Source organism: Streptomyces callyspongiae, assembly GCF_047200695.1.
Lineage (GTDB): Bacteria > Actinomycetota > Actinomycetes > Streptomycetales > Streptomycetaceae > Streptomyces.
The window spans coordinates 84,766-106,757 of record NZ_JBJZOM010000007.1 but is presented as its reverse complement, the minus strand read 5'-3'; the positions used below and the strand labels follow the sequence as shown (position 1 = coordinate 106,757).

The window sequence follows — 21,992 nt, the reverse complement described above, 5'->3', positions numbered from 1 at the left end:
AGGGACATACTTCCGATACGGAAAGTGACGGACCGGGTGAATCCGTGCCGCGGAGCTCCGCGCCGGGCCCCGCCCGGAGCGGAGCGGAACCGGACGGCGGGCGTGGGAGGAGGAGCAGCGGCCCACCACCGCGTCACCCGGCGGTGGCGACCACGTGTTCCAGCCCCGCTCCCCGCGCCCAGCGGCCGAGCTGGGCACGCAAAAGGCGCTTCGCACGAGGCAGGAACGCGGTTGTCGGGCCGCCGACATGAGGGCTGATCAGGACGCCGGGCGCACGCCACAGCGGGTGCTCCGGCGGCAGCGGTTCCGGATCGGTGACGTCCAACGCGGCCTGCAGCCTGCCGGACTCGACTTCCGGCAGCAGGGCGGCGGTGTCCACCACCGCGCCGCGGGCGACGTTGACCAGCAGCGCCCCGTCCCGCATCCGTGCCAGGAAGCCGGCGCCCACCAGGCCCCGGGTCTGTTCCGTCAAAGGGGTGCACAGGATCACGACGTCGGCGCGCGGCAGCAGTTCCGCCATGTCGTCGAGAGCGTGCACCGCACCGCGCTCCGTGGTGCGGGCGGTGCGGGCCACCCGCAGCACCTCGGCGGGCTCGAACGGCACCAGCCGGTCCTCCACCGCGCTCCCGATGGCCCCGTACCCGACGATCAGCACCGTCCGGTCGGCAAGGGCCGGGCGGATGCCCTGCAACCACGCTCCCGAGGACTGGGCCCGCACAAAATCGGGAACACCGCGCAGCGAGGCCAGGGTCAGGGTCAGCGCGAGTTCGGCCGTGCTGGCGTCGTGCACGCCCCGCGCATTGCACAGCACGGTACCGGCGGGCAGGTCCGGCACCGCGCCCGCGACGTGGTCGATCCCCGCCGTGAGAGTCTGCACGACGCGCACCCCGGTCATGGCGTGCAACGGCGCGACGGCCACCCGGGGTCCCTTCATGTACGGCACGACGTAGAAGCCGCAGCGCGCGGGGTCCGCGGGGAAGTCCTCGGCCCCGTCCCAGAAGTGGTAGGTGAACCCCTCCGGGAGGCCGTCGATCTCGTCGGGCGGTACGGGCAGCCAGACGTCCGAAGGTTGCCCGGGGGCGGTCGCAGAGGATACGGAAGCCATGGCCAGAGGCTAGGCGAAGCGCCTCACCGCCCACGCGCTAGGTTGGTGTGCCGTCGGGAGGAGAACGTCCACGTGGAGCGCAGGACCATCGGTGCCGCGGCACTGGGAGTGGGGGCGATCGGCCTCGGGTGCATGCCGATGACCTGGGCGTACTCCACCTCGGAGCAGCACGGCGAGTCCTCGCTGCGCGCGGTGCACGCCGCTTTGGACCACGGCAGCACACTGCTGGACACCGCCGACATGTACGGCCCCTTCACCAACGAACTGCTGCTGGGCAGAGTGCTCAAGCAGCGCCGGCGCGACGTGTTCGTCTCCACCAAGTGCGGACTCCTCGTCGGGGACCAGCACATCGTCGCCAACGGACGGCCCGGGTACATCAAACGCGCCTGCGACGCGTCCCTGCGGCGCCTGCAGACCGAGGTGATCGACCTGTACCAGCTCCACCGGGCCGACCCGGAGGTCCCGGTGGAGGAGACCTGGGGGGCCATGGCGGAACTGGTCCGGGCCGGCAAGGTGCGCAGCCTGGGCCTGTCGGCGATGGGGGCGCGGGCCGACCGCCGTGCGGGGGCGGGCATCCACGACGCGACGCTGCGTCTGCTGCACCGGATCCAGCAGGTCTTCCCGGTGAGCAGCGTCCAGGCGGAGTTCTCGGTGTGGTCGCGCGAGGCCGCGGACGCGCTGCTGCCCTGGTGCGAGTCGCGGGCCGTGGGCTTCCTCGCGGCGATGCCGCTCGGCAACGGCTACCTGACCGGGACGCTCACCACCGGCGGCGGCTTCGAACGGGACGACGTCCGTGCCCGGCACCCGCGGTTCACCGCGGAGATGATGGCGGCCAACCAGCCGGTGGTGGCCGGGCTGCGCCGCGTGGCCCGCCGCCACGGCGCGGCGACTCCCGCCCAGGTGGCGCTGGCCTGGCTCCTCACCCGGGGCCGCCACGTCGTCCCCGTGCCGGGGACGAAGAAGGAGCGATGGGCCGTGGAGAACTGCGGGGCCGCCGGGCTCCGGCTCACCGCGGAGGACCTGGCGGAGATCGAGGCGCTGCCACCGGCCCAGGGCTCGTGGGACTGATGTGCCCGCGTCCGGGGGCGGGGATGTGGTGTCCTGGAGGGCAGCCGGTCAGGAAGTGACCGCTCCGCCGCAGCCCGAGGAGGATCGGATCGTGGGTACGTCCGAGCGGCCGTGGTCGGTCCGCCCCCGTACGCTCCTGGCGGCAGGGCTCGCCGGTGTCGTGCTGTGCACGGCCGGCTGCGCCTCCGGGCGCGAAGGCGGTTCGGGAGCGTCGCCGTCGGCGTCGGCCGACGGCAGTTCCGGTCCGGCGCCCTCCGGGACGGCGCCCCCGGCCGAGGGAACGGTGACGGTGGAGCGCACCGTGACCACCGGGCTGGACTCCCCGTGGGGCGTGGCCGCGCTGCCGGGCGGTGGCGCGCTGGTCGCATCGCGCGACACCGGACGCATCGTGGCCGTGGACACCACGACGGGGCGGAAGACCCCGGCGGGCACTGTCCCGGGAGCGGACCCCGGTGGTGAGGGCGGACTGCTCGGGCTCGCCGTGCGCCCGGACGACGCCCGGACCGTCTATGCGTACGTCACGACTGCCTCCGACAACCGTGTGGTCCGGATGTCCTACGACGCGGCGGCTCCGGCGGGAGAGCGGCTCGGAGCACCGGACACCGTCTTCCGCGGCATTCCGAAGGGCTCGGTGCACAACGGCGGCCGCATCGCGTTCGGCCCCGACGGCATGCTGTACGTCGGCACGGGCGAGACCGGGCGGAGCGGTCTGTCGCAGGACCGGGAGTCCCTGGCGGGGAAGATCCTGCGGATGACGCCGGACGGCGCGGCGCCGGAACGGGGCAACCCCCTGGAGGGGTCGGTCGTCTACTCGTGGGGACACCGCAACGTGCAGGGGCTCGCCTGGGACGACGCGGGAAGGTTGTGGGCCTCGGAGTTCGGGCAGGACACCTGGGACGAGCTGAATCTGATCGAGCCCGGCGGGAACTACGGCTGGCCCGAGGTCGAGGGCCGGGCGGGCGAGCCGGGATTCCGCGATCCGGTGGCACAGTGGCGGCCCGCCGAAGCCTCTCCCAGCGGCCTGGCGATCGTCCGGGGATCGGCCTGGCTGGCCTCGCTCCGGGGAGAGCGCCTCTGGCGGGTGCCGCTGCACGGCCGCGAACCCGTCGCCGCGCCCCAGGACTTCCTCGAGGGCAGGTGGGGCCGGCTGCGCACCGTGGTGGAGGCGCCCGGCGGCGGCCTCTGGCTGACGACGAGCGAGACCGACACGCGTGGTACCCCGGGGCAGGGGGACGACCGTATCGTGGAACTGGGAGTGAGCTGACGGGAAACGCACGACGACCCTGCGGTCGCGGGAGAACGGGAGGATCGCCGGATGGATCTCGGGCTGGTTCAGGAACTTTTCAATCCCGCGGCGCAGCACACCGCGGACGAGCAGCAGCGGATCGACCACACACGGGTGGTCGAGGGGCAGCACGAACCGGGCTGCGGACCGCTCGACCTCGAGTCGGGCGTCGCGCTGCTCGTGGGTGGCGGCGTCGGAGCGGTGCTGCCCATCCGTCCCCGTGTCGAGGAGACCGAGGACGACGAGGAGGACACCGGCACCGTCTGACGCGTGCCCCCTCGGGCTCTCAGACCGGAGCGACCGGCTCCCGTTCCCGCTGGTGCGGGATGGCCAGGGGCTCCGGCTGCGCGGGGAGCCGGTCCGGCTCCGGCGGTTCGATGGTGAGCCGGGGCAGGAACCTGCCGAGCCAGCCGGGCAGCCACCAGTTGGCACCACCCAGCAGGTGCATCAGGGCAGGCACCAGCAAGGTGCGCAGCACGTAGGCGTCCAGCGCCACGGCGGTGGCGAGGCCGATACCGAACATGGCGATGATCCGGTCGCCGCTGAGGACGAAGGCACCGAACACGGCGATCATGATGGCCGCCGCGCTGTTGATCACGCGGCCGGTCTCGGCGAGCCCCACCCGGACTGCCCGCTGGTTGTCGCCGGTGCTCCGCCACTCCTCGAACATGCGGCTCACCAGGAAGACCTGGTAGTCCATGGAGAGACCGAAGAGCACCGCGATCATGATGACCGGCAGGAAGGGCTCGATCGGTCCGGCACCGCCCAGGCCGAGCGGTTCGCTGCCCCAGCCCCACTGGAAGACCGCCACCACCACGCCGAAGGACGCCGAGACCGCCAGCACGTTCATGAGGGCCGCCTTGGCGGGGATGCCGATGCTGCGGAAGGCAAGCAGCAGCAGGGCTGACCCCAGCGCAACCACGGTGCCGAGGAAGAGCGGGAGCTTGCCGAGGATGGTGTCGGCGAAGTCGTCGTACGCCGCCGTCGTGCCACCGACGTGCACGGTCAGCGGCGCGTCGCCGACGGCCTCCGGGAGGACGTCGGCACGCAGCCGCTCCACGAGCCGGGAGGTGGCCGCGTCCTGCGGCGCCGAGTCGGGTCGCACCGTCACGGCGCCGACGCTGCCGTCGCGGCTCATCACCGGGCCGGAGACCTCGGCGACACCCTCGGTGCCGCGGAGTTCGGCGGGCAGGTCGTGCAGCGCCGCCCTGCTCCGCGGGTCGTCGGTCTCGGCGACGAGCGTGAGCGGACCGTTGACCCCGGGACCGAATCCGTCGGCCATCAGGTCGTAGACCTGGCGGCTCTGCGAGCCGGCGGGTGCGGTGCCGTCGTCGGAGGTTCCCAGCCGCAGGCCGAGCACCGGCAGGGCGAGGACGACCATCACGACAGCTGCGAGGGCCCCGAGCACCCGCGGGCGCCGTTCGACGAAACGCGACCAGCGCGCGGTGGGCCCGGCGGTCCCCTCCTCGGCAGCCGGACCGGTCCGCGCGAACCTCTTCCGCTCCCGGCGCCCGAGCACCCGCAGGCCGATCGCTCCCAGCAGCGCGGGGAGCAGCGTCACCGAGGCCAGCACGGCGAGGATCACGGTCAACGAGGCGGAGACGGCGACACCGACGAGGAAGTCGAGTCGGAGCACGAGCATGCCGAGGAGAGCGATGCAGACCGTGGCTCCGGCGAAGACGACCGCGCGGCCGGCCGAGGAGACGGCTTCCCGCGCCGCCTCCTCGACACCGAGTCCGCGGCGCAGTCCGCGACGGTGCCGGGTCACGATGAACAGGGCATAGTCGATGCCGACACCGAGGCCGATCAGGGTGCCCAGCATCGGGGCGAAATCGGCGAGGGTCATCACGTGCCCCAGCAGGCCGGTGGCCAGGCACGCCGTGCCGACCGCCACCACCGCGGTCACCAGAGGCAGCAGCGTGGCGGCGAGGGAGCCGAAGACGAGGAAGAGGACCACGGCGGCGGCGGCCACGCCGACGGCCTCGCTGAGCCGGCTGCTGGAGCTCTCGGCCTCCGGAACGTCGGCCCCGTCGACCGCGACCCGGAGTCCGGGCACGGCGTCCGCGGCCGCCTGCGCGGTGTCGGCGACGCGGCGCAGATCGTCCTCGGCGACGTCGCCGGCGGGGCGGGTGAAGTGCACGGTGGCGTAGGCGGTGTGCCCGTCGGGACTGATCCGGGCCGGGCCGCGGGAGTCGTAGGGGCCGGTGACCTCGTCGACCGCGGGCTGCGCGGCGATGTCGTCGAGCGCCTCGCCCATCCGCTGTTCCACCGTACGGTCCCGCACGCCCTCCGGTCCGTGGCCGCGTTTCCAGACCACGGTGGTGTCGTCGCGATCGCTGCCCGGGAAGCCCTGCCGCATCAGCTCCTGCGCGTGGGCGGACTCGGTTCCCGAGATCCCGTAGTCGCCGGTGTAGGACGTGCCCGCGACGGCGGCGGCAGCGCCCGTGCCGAGGAGGGCAACGAGCCAGAGCGCGACGACGACGAGGCGGCGTCGCAGACACCACCGGGCAAGTGCGGCCATACCGGAGTGCTTCCTGGGTCGAGGATGCGCGTTCCCCCGGCGCAGCACTGTGCCAGGCACTTGTGATCATTTGTCGCTTTCGTGCCCCGGCTCACACGTGGCGGACGTCACGCGGCCCCCGGCGATGCCGGGGGCCGCGTGAGGAAGCGGAGGTCCGGCCGCGATCAGCCCGCGGTGTCGAGCAGCGCGGCCGCTTCGTCGGCCGCGACCGTCGTCCCCGGGCCCTCTCCGGGGCGCCGTTCGCGCACCGGACGGGCCCGCGTCACCGAGGACACGGCCTGGCTGTCCGGGTCGACACGGGTGTCCTGCTCCAGGAAGACCAGTCCACCCGAGGTCTCGTCGGCCATCGCCGACAGCAGCGCCGGGGAGTGCGTCGTGGCGATGAGCTGCCGGAAGCCGCTCACCTGCGTGGCGCGGTCGGCGAAGTCGCCGTACTCGTCGACGCCGCGGCGCAGGCGCCGCACCAGCTCAGGCAGGCGGGACGGGTGGAGTCCGTTCTCCAGTTCCTCGACGGCCAGCACCCCGGCGCGGCGGTCGTCGTACCAGGCGGCGAGCAGCGCCAGCACCCGCAGGGTGCCGCCGGAGAGCATCGGGGGCGAGGTCCAGCCGGTGTGGCTGAACAGCACGTCGAAGTCGTACTCGCCGCGCCGCTCGTCGAAGAGCGGGCGGATCCCGTCGGTGTCCGGGACCAGGGCGGTCAGGTCCGCCTCCATGGCGGAGCGCTCCTCGCGCCCGACCCGGTGCAGCACGGCGGCCAGGTTGCCGCCGTCGGCCTGCAGCGGGGCGACCTCGCTGCCGCCGAACGGCCGGCGCAGTGCGGCGGGGTCGAGGGCGATCGGCTGCCAGGTCGCGCACTCGCGGTGGAGCAGAGCGAGGAGTTCCGCGCCGTCCTTGCCGCTTCCCGCGGACTCGGCGTCGAGCGACACCCAGTCGGTGCCGGTGCGCTTGAGGAACTTCTCCCGTGCCTGGGACAGCGCGTCGCGCAGGTCGTCGGGAAGGCCGAGCCGCCCCATCCAGCCGGTGCGGTCCATGCTGCTGATCCAGACGCTGGCGCGCACCGGCAGCGGCGTGGCCCGGGAGGACTCCGGCGGGTCGCTGTCGCGTTCCACCTCGAGCCACACGACCATCGGCAGCGGCCCGTCCGAGGAGGGCACGATCATCCCGACCTTGATGCTCATCAAGGTGGAGGAGTAGGTGCCGTCACTGCCGGCGGCGTGATGGAACAGGTGCCGGGGGGCAAGCGGCGGATCGGTGCCCAGGGACGAGGGGAAGCCGCTCGTCACGGCCTTGCGGACGAAGTCCAGGGCGTCCAGAAGGTTGGACTTCCCCGAACCGTTGGCGCCCATGAGCACCGTGCACGGATGAACGTCCAACTCGAAATTCAGGAACGACTTGAACCCGTCGATCTCCACACGGGTGATCACGTCTCCACCTCCTCATAGGGACCTGCGCGGTCAGCCATGCGCCACCCTAGCCGCAGGAAGCCCGCTGCGGGCGGCTCCACCCGGAGGGAACCGCCCGCAGTAGGTCTTCCGGTCGTTCTCAGCCCTCGACGCCGAGCTTCTCCAGGATCAGTTCACGGACGCGCGCGGCGTCGGCCTGCCCCCGCGTGGCCTTCATCACGGCCCCGACGAGCGCCCCGGCCGCGGCGACCTTGCCGCCCCGGATCTTGTCCGCGACCGCCTGGTTGCCCTCGATGGCCTCGTCGACCGCCTTCCCGAGGGCGCCGTCGTCGGAGACGACCCTCAGGCCGCGCTTGTCCACGACCTCGTCGGGCGAACCCTCGCCGGCGAGGACGCCCTCGATGGTCTGGCGGGCGAGCTTGTCGTTGAGGGAACCCTCGGCGACCAGTTCGCACAGCCGCGCCACCTGCTCGGCCGTGATCGGCAGATCGCCCAGCTCGACGCCCTGTTCGTTGGAGCGCCGGGCCAGTTCTCCCATCCACCACTTGCGGGCCTGGTCGGCCGGCGCCCCGGCGTCGATGGTGGCGACGATCAGGCCGACGGCGCCCGCGTTCAGGGCCGACTGCATCTCGTGCTCGGAGATGCCCCACTCCTCACGGAGCCGGTTGCGGCGCAGCCGCGGCAGTTCCGGGAGTTCGGCACGCAGCTTCTCCACCCAGTCGCGGGGCGGCGCCACCGGAACCAGGTCGGGCTCCGGGAAGTACCGGTAGTCCTCGGCCTCCTCCTTGATCCTCCCGGAGGTGGTGGAGCCGTCCTCCTCGTGGAAGTGCCGGGTCTCCTGGACGATGGACCCACCGCCGGAGAGCACGGCCGCGTGCCGCTGCACCTCGAACCGCACCGCCCGCTCGACGGAGCGCAGCGAGTTGACGTTCTTGGTCTCGGAGCGGGTGCCGAACTCCGGTACGCCGTGCGGGCGCAGCGACAGGTTGACGTCGCAGCGCATCTGGCCCATCTCCATGCGGGCCTCGGAGACGTCGAGCGCACGGATGAGTTCGCGCAGTTCGGCGACGTACGCCTTGGCGACCTCGGGCGCCCGCTCGCCCACGCCGGTGATCGGCTTGGTGACGATCTCGATCAGCGGGATGCCCGCCCGGTTGTAGTCCAGCAGCGAGTGGGAGGCGCCGTGGATCCGGCCGGTGGCACCGCCGATGTGGGTGGACTTGCCGGTGTCCTCCTCCATGTGGGCCCGCTCGATCTCCACGCGGAAGACTTCGCCGTCCTCCAGCTGCACGTCGAGGTAGCCGTCGAAGGCGATGGGCTCGTCGTACTGGGAGGTCTGGAAGTTCTTCGGCATGTCCGGATAGAAGTAGTTCTTCCGGGCGAAGCGGCACCACTCGGCGATCCGGCAGTTCAGCGCGAGTCCGATGCGCACCGCGGACTCGACGCCGGTCGCGTTGACGACCGGCAGAGCACCGGGCAGCCCCAGGCAGGTGGGGCAGGTCTGGGTGTTGGCCTCCGCGCCCAGGGCGGTGGAGCACCCGCAGAACATCTTGGTCCTGGTGCCGAGCTCGACGTGGACCTCGAGCCCCATCACGGGGTCGAAGCCGGCCAGGGCGTCCTCGTACGACACCAGTTCTGTGACGGTCACGGAAATTCTTGCCTCTCAGTCGAGGACGTCGTCCACGACGTCTTCCAGGTCCAGCCGGCGCAGTTCTCGGACGAGCAGGGCGACACCGGTGACGATGCCGGCGGCGGACACCGCCACGTCCAGCATCTGGAGGGTGTCTCCCTCCGCCCGGGCCTGCCTGCCCCTCTTCACGGTACCCACGACGCCGAACAGGGAGGTGGCGATGGACACGTACATGCCGGTGCGGGAGTTCTTGAATCCCTTGGCCTTCTGCAGCTTTCCACTCACAGCGACGGAGCCTCCTCGAGCAACGGATGCCCCCAACGTGCCTGGTAGGCGGCCTCGACGGCGGCACCGACACGGTAGAGGCGGTCATCGGCCATGGCGGGCGCGACGATCTGCAGGCCCACCGGGAGCCCGTCCTCCGGCGCCAGGCCGCAGGGCAGCGACATGGCCGCGTTGCCGGCGAGGTTGGACGGGATGGTGCACAGGTCGGCGAGGTACATGGCCATCGGGTCGTCGGCGCGCTCGCCGATGGGGAAGGCGGTGGTCGGCGTGGTCGGCGAGACCAGCACGTCCACGCTCTCGTACGCCTTCTCGAAGTCCCGCGTGATGAGGGTGCGGACCTTCTGGGCGGAACCGTAGTAGGCGTCGTAGTAGCCGGAGCTGAGCGCGTAGGTGCCGAGCATGACGCGGCGCTTGACCTCGGGCCCGAACCCGGCCTCGCGGGTGAGCGCGGTGACGTCCTCCGCGGAGCGCGTCCCGTCGTCGCCGACGCGCAGGCCGTAGCGCATGGCGTCGAAGCGCGCGAGGTTGGACGAGCACTCGCTGGGGGCGATCAGGTAGTAGGCCGCCAGCGCCTTGGTGAAGGACGGGCAGGAGACCTCCACGACCTCGGCGCCCAGCTCGCGCAGCACCTCGACGGCCTCGTCGAAGCGCTGCATCACTCCGGCCTGGTAGCCCTCGCCCCGGAACTCCTTCACGACGCCGACCCGCAGGCCCTCGACGCTGCCGTTCCGTGCGGCGGCGACCACATCGGGCAGCGGCTGCTCGATGGAGGTGGAGTCGAGCGCGTCGTGGCCGCCGATCACACTGTGCAGCAGGGCGGCGTCCAGCACGGTGCGGGCGCAGGGACCGCCCTGGTCCAGCGAGGACGAGAAGGCGACCATGCCGTAGCGCGAAACACCGCCGTAGGTCGGCTTCACGCCGACCGTGCCGGTCACGGCGGCCGGCTGGCGGATGGACCCGCCGGTGTCGGTGCCGATCGCGAGAGGCGCCTGGTGGGAGGCCAGGGAGGCGGACGATCCGCCCCCGGAACCGCCCGGGATGCGGGTGAGGTCCCAGGGGTTGCGGGTCGGGCCGAAGGCACTGTTCTCGGTGGAGGACCCCATGGCGAACTCGTCCATGTTGGTCTTGCCGAGGATGACGACGTCCGCTTCCTTGAGCCGCCGGGTGACCGTGGCGTCGTAGGGCGGGATCCAGCCTTCGAGGATCTTGGATCCGACCGTGGTCGGAATGCCTTCGGTGGTGAAGATGTCCTTCAGCGCGAGAGGCACGCCCGCGAGCGGGCCGAGCTTCTCACCCCGTTCGCGCTTCGCGTCGACCGCGCGGGCCTGCGCGAGCGCGCCCTCCCGGTCGACGTGGAGGAAGGCGTGCACCTTCTCGTCCACGGCATCGATCCGGGCCAGGTGGGCCTCGGCTACCTGCACGGCGGTGACCTCGCCGGAGGCGATCTTCTCCGCGATCTCCGCGGCGGTCAGCTTGATCGGATCGCTCATGACTCAGTCCTCCCCCAGGATCCGGGGCACCTTGAAACGCTGCTGCTCCTGTGCCGGCGCGCCGGAGAGCGCCTGTTCGGGCGTCAGGCTCGGACGGACCTCGTCCGGGCGCATGACGTTGGTCAGCGGCAGCGGGTGGGAGGTCGGCGGTACGTCCTCGTCGGCGACATCGGAGACGGCGGCGACGGCGCCGATGATGTCGTCGAGCTGTCCGGCGAAGTGGTCGAGTTCTTCGTCCTGCAGCTCGAGGCGTGCCAGCCGGGCGAGGTGGGCGACCTCCTCGCGCGTGATGCCAGGCATGCGGATCCTCAAGGGTGAGATGCGTGTGGTCGGGCTCCGCCCAATCCTATGGCGCACCCGTACCGGGCTCCTAAACGGTTGCCGTCCGGCAGCGGCCGTCCGTCCGCAGCGGGCGCGGAGGACGGCTGCGCGCCCCTTCAGGTCACGGGCTGGTCGACCGGGCTCGGGGAGGCGGCGGGAGGGAGCGCCCGCTGCCGCGCGCCGTCCTCGCCGCGGGAGGCGAGCCAGGCCGTGGCCTCGTCGGCCGGCATGGCCGCCGCCACCAGCCACCCCTGCACCGCATCACAGGTGAGGTCGCGCAGCCGTTCCCAGGTCTCGTCGTCCTCCACGCCCTCCGCGACGACCTGGAGTCCCAGTGAGTGGGCCAGGTCGACGGTGCACCGCACGATCTCCGCGTCCTCGGCGTCGACGGCGAGCCGGGCCACGAAGGAACGGTCGATCTTGAGTTCGCTGACCGGCAGGCGGCGCAGGTGCACCAGCGACGAGTAGCCGGTGCCGAAGTCGTCCAGCGACATCCGCACACCGTGCCCCGCGAGCGCGGCCAGGGTGTCGGCGGCGCGCTGCGGCTCCTCCAGGAGCACGTGCTCGGTGATCTCCAACTGCAGGGCGTGCGGCGGCACACCGTGCCGGGCCAGCCTGGCGGCGACCGCCCCGGCGAACCCCGGTCCGGCCACGTCCCGCGGAGAGACGTTCACGGCCACCGGCACGGTGAGTCCCGCGCTCCGCCACCGCGCGACCTGCGCGAGGGCGACCTCCAGCACGTACTCGGTCAGCCGCGGCATGAGCCCCGAGGACTCCGCGATCGCTATGAACTCGTCGGGCGGGACGCGCCCCCGCTCCGGATGCACCCATCGCACCAGGGCCTCCAGTCCGCAGACGCGGCCGTCGAACCGCACCTTGGGCTGGTAGTGCAGCGCGACCTCGCCGTCGTCGAGCGCCCGGCGGAGATCGGCGAGGAGGCCGAGGCGGTCGGGCGTGTTGCCGTCCCGCGTCGCGTCGTAGACCTCCGCCCCCGACCGGTCCCGCTTGGCCTCGTACATGGCGACGTCCGCACGGCGCAGCAGCCCCTCCGCCTCGTGCGCGTGCTCGGGGAACACCGCGACGCCCGCACTCGCCTCCAGGGCGAGCGTGAGCCCGTCCAGGTCCAGTGGGGAGCCGAGCGCCGCGACCACGGTGCGGGCCACGCGCTGCGCGCTGGTGGTGGAGTCGACCTCGGGCAGCAGCACCGCGAACTCGTCGCCGCCCAGCCGTGCGGGCTCCGCTCCCGCGGGCAGCACGGTGCGGAGCCTGCCCGCGATGCGGAGCAGCAGCCGGTCGCCGGCCGGATGCCCGAGCGTGTCGTTGACGGAGCGGAATCGGTCGAGGTCGATGAGCAGCAGTGCTGAGCGGTTGCCGGTGCGGCGAGCCTCGCGGAGGGCCGCCCGCGTGCGTTCCATGAGCCGCTGCCTGTTGGGCAGCCCCGTGAGACTGTCGATGAGCTGTTCCTCCGCACGCGCACGGGCGATCCACAGCGTGGAGTCGAGGGCGATCAGCGGCACGGCGAACAGCGGGAGCACCAGTGGTGCGTGGACGGCGACGACGACGATCAGCGGGGAGATGCCGAGAAGCGCCACCGCCACGAGGCACTGACGGAGCAGGGCGGTCCGGTCGCAACCGGAGTCCGCGCCCTCCGGGCGCGCGAAGCAGCACCGCAGCAGCACCCGGCTCAGCAGCAGGTACGCGCAGGCCGCGGTGAGGAGTTCGGGAACGGCGTAGACGTCCCAGGCGGCCGGTGTCCAGGGCGACTCGACCGTGGGATACGGGCGGAACAGGCCGAGGAGGAGGGCCGCGCCGCCAAGGGCGAGAAGGTCCACGGCGCCGTGGACGAGTGCCGTGCGGAGACGGCGCCGCCGGGCCGCGCCCACCAGCACGACGACGGCGAGGGAGACGGCCGACGCGGGCACCCACCCGTGAAGCAGCAGGACCGCCAGCGCGACGGCGGCTCCGGAGCCGGTCCCTCCCCACCAGCGGTCCCGGCCCATGGCGACCAGGTGGATCACGACCAGGCCGGTGAGGGTGGCGAGGGACCACCCCACCGAGCCGCCGGGGAAGAGTGCGTGACCGTCGTGCAGCGTCCTGAGGACACCTGCGGCGAGAGCCCCGGCGGCGAGGCCGAGGACGGTCGGGGCGAAGCCCGGGCGGCCGAAGCGGAGGACCCGACGCAGCCGTGACGCAGCGTCGGCACCGCGGGATTCCAGCATGCCGTCCCTCTCACACAACCGTGGTGCCTGACGCGGCGGGCGACAGGCTCATTCCCCCACAGTAGGGCGGAGTTGACTGTGGGGGGCACCTATCGGCCGAGGGTGCGCCCCCTCGGCGGAGGGGCGGAACGGCCGCCGTTCTCGGCCGTTCGGGTTCCCGCGGGAAGGCGCCGAAAGAGCCCTCGGAGAGGAGCGGCAGCGGTCGCCACGACAGCTCCGCGGCAGGTGAACGGCCCGGTCGGCTGCCCTATTCGGGTGGCTGGAGCGCTGCTTCGCGCGCGGCGTCGGGGCCGCGCTCCAGGAGGACAGCGAAGCCGTTCTCGTCGAGAATCGGCACCTTCAACTGCACGGCCTTGTCGTATTTCGATCCGGGACTGTCACCCACTACGACGAATCCGGTCTTCTTCGAGACCGATCCGGTGACCTTGGCACCCTGGCGCTGCAGCGCCTCCTTGGCGCCGTCCCGCGTGTGGGAGGCGAGGGTGCCGGTCACCACCACGGTGACGCCTTCGAGCCCGCGCGAGGTCTCCTCCCCCTCGACCGGCTCCACCACCATGCGCACCCCGGCCGCCCGCCAGCGCTCGACGATTTCGCGGTGCCAGTCCTCGGCGAACCAGGCCTTCAGAGAGGCGGCGATGGTGGGCCCCACGCCCTCGGTGGCGGCCAGCTCCGCCTCGTCCGCCTCCATGATCCGGTCCAATGACCGGAACTCGCGGGCGAGCGCCTCGGCGGCGACCGGCCCGACATGCCGGATGGAGAGACCGGTGATCACGCGTGCCAGCGGACGGCGCTTCGCCTCCTCGATCCGCTCCAGCAGCGCGAGCGTGTTCTTCTTCGGCTCGCCCTTGCTGTTGGCGAAGAAGGTGACGACCTTCTCCAGGCCCGTCCCGGGATCGCGCTTGGGGAGGCCGGTGTCCTGATCCAGGACGTAGGACCGGATCGGCAGCAACTGCTCGACGCTCAGGTCGAACAGCCCCGACTCGTCCCGCAGGGGTGGTTCGGCCGGCTCCAGCGGCTGGGTGAGCGCGGTGGCCGCCACGTAGCCGAAGTGCTCGATGTCCAGGGCCTTGCGCCCTGCGAGGTAGTACACCCGCTCCCGGAGCTGCGCCGGGCAGAACCGCGCGTTGGGGCACCGCAGGTCGACATCGCCCTCCTTCATGGGCCGCAGCGCGGTTCCGCAGTCCGGGCACGCCGAGGGCATGACGAACTCGCGCTCGGTGCCGTCCCGGAGGTCGGCGACGGGGCCGAGGATCTCCGGAATCACGTCGCCCGCCTTGCGCAGCACGACCGTGTCGCCGAGGAGGACACCCTTGGCCTTCACCACCTCCTGGTTGTGGAGGGTGGCGAACTCGACCTCCGAACCCGCCACGGTGACCGGCTCCACCACGGCGTACGGCGTGACGCGGCCGGTGCGCCCCACCCCGACCCGGATGTCCACGAGCCGGGTGTTGACCTCCTCGGGCGGGAACTTCCAGGCGATGGCCCAGCGGGGAGCCCGCGAGGTGGAGCCGAGCCTGCCCTGGAGGGGGATCTCGTCCAGCTTCACGACCACGCCGTCGATCTCGTGCCCCACGGCGTGACGGCGTTCGCCGTACTCCTCGATGTAGCTCCGTACCCCGGCCGCTCCCGCCACCACACGGACGTGCTCGGAGACCGGCAGCCCCCAGGCACGCAGCCGGTCGTAGGCGTCCGACAGCCGTTCGGCACCGAAGCCCTCCGACGCACCCACTCCGTGCACGACCATCCTCAGCGGGCGGGACGCGGTGACCCGCGGGTCCTTCTGGCGCAGCGAGCCGGCCGCCGCGTTGCGCGGATTGGCGAACGGCTTGTCGCCCGCCTCGACCAGCCGCGCGTTGAGCTCCTCGAAGCCCTCCATGGGGAAGAACACCTCCCCCCTGACCTCGATCAGGGCGGGCACGTCCTCCCCGGCGAGCCGCTGCGGCACGTCCGCGACGGTGCGCACGTTGGGCGTGATGTCCTCACCGGTACGCCCGTCGCCGCGGGTCGCCGCGCGGGTGAGCCGGCCGTGCTCGTAGGTGAGGTTCACCGCGAGACCGTCGATCTTCAGCTCGCACAGGAAGTGGTACGGGAGACCGTCGAGCTCGCGCGCCAGCCTGTCGCTCCAGCCGCCGAGTTCCTCGTCGTCGAAGGCGTTGTCCAGGGAGAGCATGCGCTCCCGGTGGGCCACCTCGGCGAAGCCGGTCTCGTAACGGCCGGAGACCTGCTGCGTGGGCGACTGCGGGGTGCGGAGCGCCGGGTGCGCCTCCTCCAGCTCCTCGAGTTCCCGCAGGAGGCGGTCGAACTCGGCGTCGCTGACGACGGGAGCGTCCTTCACGTAGTAGCGGAAGCGGTGCTCCTCGACCTGATCGGCCAGCTGCCCGTGCCGCTCGCGTGCGTGCTCGGGGATCTGGTTCCGCCCTGCTGGTTCTTCGCCCGCCACCGTCTCTCGTCCTCCCGTACGTCCCGATGCCCCGTCACTCAGGGTTGTCCGCGAGCGAACCCGCGGCCCGGACGCAGTGCTCCAGTGCTGCCCGCGCGTACGCCGGGGAGGCGCCCGCGAGGCCGCACGACGGAGTGACCACCACCGCCTCGGTGAGGAGGGCGGGTGACAGTCCCAGCCTGCGCCACAGCGACCTGACACCCATGACGCTACCTGCCGGGTCGGACAATTCCGCGGCATCGGAGCCGTCACCGGGCACCATGCCGAAGAACAGCGCGGTGCCCGCCTCGGCCGCCTCACCGATCGCCTCGTCGACACTCTCCGTGTCCGTCCCGCCGGACGTGAGCCGGTCGTAGTCGAACGAGATCCCCGCGGCCCCGGCGCGGCGCAGCAGGGCGAACGGCACCTCCGCCGCGCACGCGTGCACCACCGTCTCCCCGTCGTGCATCCCGATCAGCTCGCGCAGCGTGCCCTCGGCCACCGTCCGGTCCACGGCCCGGTAGGTGCGGTAACCGCTGGCGGTCCGTACCCGTCCCCGCAGCACCGCGGCGAGCGCCGGCTCGTCCAGCTGCAGCACGATCCGGGCTCCCGGCACACGACGGCCGAGCTCGTCCAGGTGGGCGCGCAGCCCCTCGCCGAGCGAGGCCGCCAGATCACGGCAGGCGCCGGCGTCGGTCAGCATGGCTTCGCCGCCCCGCAGCTGCAGCGCGGACGCCAGCGTCCAGGGCCCGACGACGGACACCTTCAGCGCACCGGTGCGGCCCTGGGTGAACTCCTCCAGCGCGTCCAGGTCCTCGCGGAGCCAGGACCGCGCGCGGCGGGTGTCCCTGCCGGGACGGTCGGCCAGTCGCCAGCCGCTGGGCTCCAGCTGGGCGTACAGCTCGGCGAGCATACCGGCCGTCCGGCCCGTCATGTCGGCGCCCGGTCCGCGGGCGGGCAGCTCGGGGAGGAACGGCAGGCCCTCCAGAGTGCCGGTGACGGCCCTCACCGTCTCGCGCGCGTCCCCTCCCGGCATCGATCCGATGCCGGTCGCGGCGCCCGGTCCCCACACGTGCGCACTCATGCGGTCGGGCGCACGGTGAGGTCGGTGACCTCGCTGCCGTGCGGCAGGTCGAGAGCGGTGAGCACGGTCTCGGCGACGGCTCCGGGCGTGATCCAGCGCTCGGGGTCGTACTCCTTGCCCTCCTGCCGGTGCACCTTCTCCTGCATCGGCGTCGCGGTGCGCCCGGGGTAGACGGAGGTGACGCGGAGGCCGTGCTCCCCCTCCTCGCCGCGCAGCGCGTCGGCCAGAGCCTTCAGACCGTGCTTGCTCGCCGCGTAGGCGCTCCATTCGGGGTTGGCCCGCAGGCCGGCCCCGGAGTTGACGAACACCACGTGCCCCCGCGCCAGGCGGAGCTGCGGCAGCAGCAGCCGCGTCAGTTCGGCGGGTGCCACGAGGTTCGCCGCGAGCGTCGTGTTCCACGTCCTGATGCCGAGGTCGCCGACACGGCCGAGCTCGACGACTCCGGCGACGTGCTGCAACGAGTCGAGCCGTTCCGGGAGCTCCTGGTGGCTGAAGGCCCAGGACAGCCGCTCCGGCTCGGCGAGGTCGCCGACCAGGGTCCGCGCACCGGAGAACTCCGCGGCGAGCTCCTTCGCGCGTCCCGCGTCCCGCGCGAGGAGCCACAGCTGGTCGCCGCGGTCCTGCAGCCGCCGGGCGAGGGCCGCGCCGATGCCGGAGCCGGCTCCGGTGATCAGGTGGGTTGCAGGGCTGGAGGTTGTCGACATGCCGCCATGATCCCTCACGCACCGAGTGCGGCGACCGCCGCCTCGGCGTCCCGGGCGAAGGTCACCAGGCCGGGCAGCGGAACGGGCAGGAAGCCTTCGGCATCCATGCGTTCCATCTGCCGCCGCAGACCGTCGTAGAAGCCCGCCGTGTTGAGCACCACCACCGGCTTGCCGTGCATGCCGTGCTTCTTCAACTCGAGGATGTCGGTGGCCTCGTCCAGCGTCCCGGTGCCCCCGACCATGACCACCACCGCGTCCGCCCGCTCCAGCAGCACCGCCTTGCGCTCCGCGAGCGTCGACGCGACGATCATCTCGTGCGCCCCGGCCCGTGCCTTGTGGTGGAGGAACTCCACGGAGACGCCGACCAGCCGCCCTCCCGCGCCCTGCACGCCGTCCGCGACGACCTTCATGAGGCCCACGTCGCTGCCGCCCCACACCAGGGTGTGTCCGCGTTTCCCGATAAGCTCGGCGAACCGACGGGCCTCGGCCGTGTAGACCTCGGCGAGATCGGCCGCGGAGCAGAAGACGCAGATGTGCATCGGCGGCAGACCCTGCGGGGGCTTCAGGGGGGAGGAACTGTCCGTGGAGACCATGGACAGCAGCGTAGGCGCACCGGGCGGGGAGCGCCCCCACATGGTGGTGTGCGGCGACAACGCGCTGGCGCAGCGGATCACGAGAGAGCTCGCGGGCGTCTACGGGCAGCACGTCACGGTGGTGCTGCCCTCGCTGCGCGGCGGTGACCACGGCCCGCGGATCTCGGAGTTGATCGGCGCGCCGGGACTGTCCGTCTCCGCGGTGGAGGCCCGGGCCCCGGACGATGCGGCGCTGCGCCGGGCGGGGGTCGAGCACGCCGCGGCCCTGGCGCTGACCTCGGGCGACGACCAGCTCAACGTGCACGTCGCGCTGCGGGCACGTCGTCTGAATCCGAGACTGCGCCTGGTGATCCGGATGTTCAACCGGACGCTCGGCGGCTATCTGGAGAACCTGCTGGACCGCGCGGTCGAGGTGAACCGGCCGGACCTGGACCCGGCGTCGGTGGACGCCTCCACCACGGTGCTGTCCGATGCCGACACCGCGGCCCCGTCTCTCGTCGCCGCGGCGGTGGTGGGCAGCGACAAGATCGTGCACGCCGACGGCCTGCTGCTGCGGGCCAAGGAGCGGACGCTGGGGTCGGTCGGCGGCCGGGACCGCGGAGCCCGCAACCCGCTGTGCACGCTGGCCCTGCTGCCCGAGGCGCGGGACTCCGCCGACGCCCCGGAGGAGGCGGCGGAGGACGCGGCCGACGGTGTCGGGCCCGTGCTGCTCCCGGGCGACTCCGAACTGGAGGGACTCCCGTCGCGCCGCGGGGTGTTCGTGCTGGAGGCCATCACCCGCCGCGAGCGGCCCAATCCGACGACGGGACGGCTGCCCGCGTTACCGGCCCTCCGCCAGCTGGGCACGCTCTTCTCCCGCCGGTTGCGCATCGCGCTGGGCGCGATGGCCTTGATCGTCGCCTGCCTCGCGGCGCTGAACTGGCGCTCTGGAGGCGGCGGTCCGCTGCACGCCGCCTACCTGACCCTGCTCGACTTCCTGGCGATCAACGATCCCAATGTGGCCGCGCCGCCCGGCGACCAGATCCTGCAACTCCTCGCGAGCTTCACCGGTCTGATGATGCTTCCCCTGCTGCTGGCGGTGGTGCTGGAGAGCTACGGCGCCTTCCGCAGGGTGGCCACGCTGCGCTCGCCACCCCGCGGGCTGTCCGGCCACGTCGTGCTGCTGGGCCTGGGCAAGGTCGGCACACGGGTCCTCGACCGGCTACTGGAACTGGACATTCCGGTGGTCTGCATCGAGCGGGACCCGGAGGCCCGGGGCATCGCGCTGGCCCGCGCCCGCCGGGTGCCGACGCTGATCGCGGACGTCACCGAGGACGACGGGGTGCTGGAGGCGGCCCGCATCAAGCGGAGTCGGGCATTTCTGGCGCTCACCAGCGACGACGGCACCAATCTGGAGGCGGTGCTCTACGCGCGCCAGGTGAAGCCCGAACTGCGCGTCGCGCTGCGGCTGTTCGACGACGACTTCGCCTTCACCGTCAGCCGGACGCTGCGGGACACCTACCCCCTGGCCCAGACCCGCAGCAGGTCGGTGTCGGCCCTGGCGGCACCCGCCTTCGCCGGGGCGATGATGGGCCGCCAGGTGATGGGGGCGATCCCGGTCGGCCGCCGGGTGATGGTGTTCGCCGCGGTGGACGTGCGGGGCAACCCGTTGCTGGAGGGCCGCACCGTCGGCGAGGCGTTCGAACGCGGCGCGTGGCGGGTCGTCGCCCTGGACATCGCCGCGCCCGCCGAGCGCCGGGCCGACCTGGCAGGGGTGGGCGGGCCGGGTGGAGTGCCGTCGGTGGGGTGCGGCGACCCCGCACCCGCGGCCGGCGGCGAGCTGGCCTGGCGACTGCACCCCGGTCACATGCTGCAGCCGGACGACCGGGTGGTCGTGGCGGCTACCCGGCGCGGGTTGGGCTCGCTGCTGAGCGCTGGTCCCGCCCCGGACGGGGACGGCGGCCCCGCGATGCTGCCCCGTCAGGGAGGGGCCTGACGGCGGCGGGGGCCGGCACGCGGTGTCGCGCGCCGGCCCCCGCCCTCCGGCGGAAGGCGGTCAGCCGCCGTTGAACCGGAAGTGGAAGATGCCCCAGGTGACGTCCTGTTCCTGACCGCTGTGCACCCAGTTCGTGAGGCCCTTCTTCATGCGGGTCAGGTACTCGGCACTCACCTGCCCGCCGAGCCCCTGGGCCTCCTGCCGCTCGGTCTCCTCCAGGACCCGCCCGTAGTGGCGCACGAGCTGCTCGCGGTGTTCCTCGAACCCGTCGCCGCTCGCGGGCGAGAAGCCCAGCTTGGACAGCTCCCTCCGGTAGAACCCCGGGGACCCCATGGTCTCCAGGTGGATGCGGTCCAGCACCGGCTGCAGGCGCGCCTTGGGGACGCCGTCGGCCGACATGGGGTCGGTGAAGATCAGCTGTCCGCCGGGGCGCAGCACCCGCGCGGCCTCCTCCAGCACGCGGGTGCGGTTGCCGCTGTGCAGGAACGCGTCCTGCGACCACACCACGTCGACGCTGGAGTCCGGGTAGGGGAGGTCCTCGAACGAGCCGTCGACCACCTCGATGGAGTCGCTCAGCCCCCGCTCGGCGTTGAGCGCGCGGTGACGTTCGTTCTCGACCTCGCTGAGGTTGAGCGCCAGGACCCGGCAGCGGTGTGCGGTCGCGAGCTGCCGGGCGCTGCCGCCGTAGCCGGCGCCGAGGTCGAGGACGACCGACCCGGGGCTGAGCCCGAGCTTCCCGGCCATCCGCTCCACGGTCCGGCGGCTGGCGTCCGCGATCGGCTCGTCCGGGCGGTCGTAGAGACCGATGTGGATGTCCTCGCCACCCCACACCGCCGCGTAGAAGGCGTCGGCGTCGGCGGAGTTGTAGTAGCTGCGCGCGGTGGTCACCGCGGACGAGTAGCTGCCGCTGCGGTCCTCGGACGGCCGGTACTCCTTCTCGGCGACGTGCACGTAGAAGTCGGGCTCCTCCTCGCGGTAGGTGTGCTGGAAGTCGCCGTAGGTCTCGACGTGCTGGAAGCCCACCTCCGACATGAGCCGGCGGGTGTAGTCCTTCCGCAGCGGGAACATGTTGAGGTGGTAAACCGATTCGTCAGCGAAGGTGTACCGCATCCGGCACAGGCCGTCGTCGAGGTACTCGGGTTCCACCGCGACGTCGTCACCGCAGTAGTAGTACGTGTGCTTGCTGGAGTACCCGCGGTCCAGCATCGCGTCGTAGTTCCGCTGGTCGAGCACGAGGATGCCGTCGTGCTTCAGCATCGCGTAGAACTCGGCCAGCGCCTTCCGCCGGTCGCGTTCGGCGAAGAGGTGGGTGAACGAGTTGCCCAGACACACGATGGCGTCGTACTCACCGTGGACATCCCGGTTCAGCCACCGCCAGTCGGCCTGGACGACCCGGAGGATGTGGTTTCCGTAGCGGACTCCGTTGTCGAAGGCCTGGGCCAGCATCTCGGCGCTGCCGTCGGCACTGACCGTCTCGAACCCCGCATCGAGCAAGCGGACGGAGTGGAACCCCGTCCCCGTCGCCACGTCCAGGACGCTCTTGACTCCCCGCTTGCGCAGCAGGTCTACGAAGAAGTTTCCCTCGCTCCCCCTTCTCTTCTCCCAGTCGATCAGAGAGTCCCACTTCTCGACGAAACTGGGTATGTACTCCTCGGTGTAGTGCCCGGTTTCCCGGACGTCCACGGGGTTATCACCGAACTCCTGCACAGGGCGCGCTGAAATGACGAAACCTCCAGTGGTCGATGGCGGCGGGCGCACGCGCGGCCACCCTCGCTCTGGAGCAATGCGGGGAACCACGCTTGGAGCCCCGCAGGAAACCATGTCCAGGCCGCTCGTGTTCCATGCCTTCGATTCCAAGGTGTGTCACCCGGCTACTGCCGGGAACCCGGT

17 protein-coding genes are annotated in these 21,992 nt (G+C 72.2%); 4 read left to right on the top strand and 13 right to left on the bottom strand.

The features are described 5' to 3' along the window. Window positions 1-133: 133 nt before the first annotated feature. Window positions 134-1,105 carry a 2-hydroxyacid dehydrogenase gene (locus ACL06G_RS08650; RefSeq protein WP_412835676.1) on the bottom strand — a complete coding sequence of 324 codons (972 nt, stop codon included), beginning with the start codon at window positions 1,103-1,105 and terminating at the stop codon, window positions 134-136. Window positions 1,106-1,177: 72 nt separating this feature from the next. Between ACL06G_RS08650 and ACL06G_RS08645 the strand changes: the two genes are divergently transcribed. From ACL06G_RS08645 to ACL06G_RS08635, 3 genes are all read left to right on the top strand, one after another. Beyond that, window positions 1,178-2,173, top strand: coding sequence for an aldo/keto reductase (locus ACL06G_RS08645; protein WP_412785239.1), 996 nt, complete (start codon window positions 1,178-1,180; stop codon window positions 2,171-2,173). Window positions 2,174-2,264: 91 nt separating this feature from the next. Then, on the top strand, window positions 2,265-3,437 hold the full coding sequence (locus ACL06G_RS08640; protein WP_412835675.1) for a PQQ-dependent sugar dehydrogenase: 1,173 nt from the start codon (window positions 2,265-2,267) through the stop codon (window positions 3,435-3,437). 51 nt (window positions 3,438-3,488) lie between these two features. Beyond that, window positions 3,489-3,725, top strand: a complete 237-nt coding sequence (locus ACL06G_RS08635; RefSeq protein ID WP_412835674.1) for a DUF6191 domain-containing protein — start codon at window positions 3,489-3,491, stop codon at window positions 3,723-3,725. A 19-nt stretch (window positions 3,726-3,744) separates the two neighbouring features. Here ACL06G_RS08635 and ACL06G_RS08630 read toward each other — a convergent pair whose 3' ends face one another. The 11 genes from ACL06G_RS08630 to ACL06G_RS08580 all read right to left on the bottom strand — a co-directional run bounded on the left by ACL06G_RS08630 (window position 3,745) and on the right by ACL06G_RS08580 (window position 18,073). After that, entirely contained in the window at window positions 3,745-5,979 is a 2,235-nt protein-coding gene (locus ACL06G_RS08630; RefSeq protein WP_412835673.1) for an MMPL family transporter, read from the bottom strand. A 164-nt stretch (window positions 5,980-6,143) separates the two neighbouring features. Further along, window positions 6,144-7,403 (bottom strand): AAA family ATPase, encoded by a 1,260-nt coding sequence (locus ACL06G_RS08625; RefSeq protein WP_412785243.1) that lies wholly within the window; start codon window positions 7,401-7,403, stop codon window positions 6,144-6,146. A gap of 118 nt (window positions 7,404-7,521) precedes the next feature. After that, window positions 7,522-9,030, bottom strand: a complete 1,509-nt coding sequence (gatB, locus tag ACL06G_RS08620; protein WP_412835672.1) for an Asp-tRNA(Asn)/Glu-tRNA(Gln) amidotransferase subunit GatB — start codon at window positions 9,028-9,030, stop codon at window positions 7,522-7,524. 15 nt (window positions 9,031-9,045) lie between these two features. Then, entirely contained in the window at window positions 9,046-9,297 is a 252-nt protein-coding gene (locus ACL06G_RS08615) for a hypothetical protein (RefSeq protein WP_412835671.1), read from the bottom strand. Beyond that, window positions 9,294-10,787, bottom strand: coding sequence for an Asp-tRNA(Asn)/Glu-tRNA(Gln) amidotransferase subunit GatA (gene gatA / locus ACL06G_RS08610; RefSeq protein WP_412785246.1), 1,494 nt, complete (start codon window positions 10,785-10,787; stop codon window positions 9,294-9,296). The genes ACL06G_RS08615 and gatA overlap by 4 nt, the downstream gene beginning before the upstream one ends. Window positions 10,788-10,790: 3 nt before the next feature. Continuing rightward, entirely contained in the window at window positions 10,791-11,087 is a 297-nt protein-coding gene (gene gatC, locus ACL06G_RS08605) for an Asp-tRNA(Asn)/Glu-tRNA(Gln) amidotransferase subunit GatC (RefSeq protein ID WP_412785247.1), read from the bottom strand. Window positions 11,088-11,224: 137 nt separating this feature from the next. Continuing rightward, the gene (locus tag ACL06G_RS08600) at window positions 11,225-13,327 is read right to left on the bottom strand and encodes a putative bifunctional diguanylate cyclase/phosphodiesterase (RefSeq protein WP_412835670.1); all 2,103 of its coding nucleotides are present in this window, start codon (window positions 13,325-13,327) and stop codon (window positions 11,225-11,227) included. Window positions 13,328-13,574: 247 nt separating this feature from the next. Continuing rightward, a complete protein-coding gene (gene ligA, locus ACL06G_RS08595) occupies window positions 13,575-15,767 on the bottom strand; it encodes an NAD-dependent DNA ligase LigA (protein ID WP_412785249.1) in 2,193 nt (730 codons plus the stop codon). A gap of 34 nt (window positions 15,768-15,801) precedes the next feature. Then, window positions 15,802-16,830 (bottom strand): methionine synthase, encoded by a 1,029-nt coding sequence (locus ACL06G_RS08590; protein WP_412785250.1) that lies wholly within the window; start codon window positions 16,828-16,830, stop codon window positions 15,802-15,804. Further along, on the bottom strand, window positions 16,827-17,534 hold the full coding sequence (locus ACL06G_RS08585; RefSeq protein ID WP_412785251.1) for an SDR family oxidoreductase: 708 nt from the start codon (window positions 17,532-17,534) through the stop codon (window positions 16,827-16,829). The genes ACL06G_RS08590 and ACL06G_RS08585 overlap by 4 nt, the downstream gene beginning before the upstream one ends. 14 nt (window positions 17,535-17,548) lie before the next feature. After that, window positions 17,549-18,073: an LOG family protein gene (locus ACL06G_RS08580; RefSeq protein ID WP_412785282.1), complete on the bottom strand. Its 525-nt coding sequence runs from the start codon at window positions 18,071-18,073 to the stop codon at window positions 17,549-17,551. 94 nt (window positions 18,074-18,167) lie between these two features. On the opposite strand from ACL06G_RS08580, the gene ACL06G_RS08575 reads away from it, so the two are divergent. Further along, entirely contained in the window at window positions 18,168-20,102 is a 1,935-nt protein-coding gene (locus ACL06G_RS08575) for an NAD-binding protein (RefSeq protein WP_412785283.1), read from the top strand. 60 nt (window positions 20,103-20,162) lie between these two features. Here ACL06G_RS08575 and ACL06G_RS08570 read toward each other — a convergent pair whose 3' ends face one another. Further along, on the bottom strand, window positions 20,163-21,809 hold the full coding sequence (locus ACL06G_RS08570) for a glycine/sarcosine N-methyltransferase (RefSeq protein ID WP_503167846.1): 1,647 nt from the start codon (window positions 21,807-21,809) through the stop codon (window positions 20,163-20,165). Window positions 21,810-21,992 lie beyond the last annotated feature (183 nt).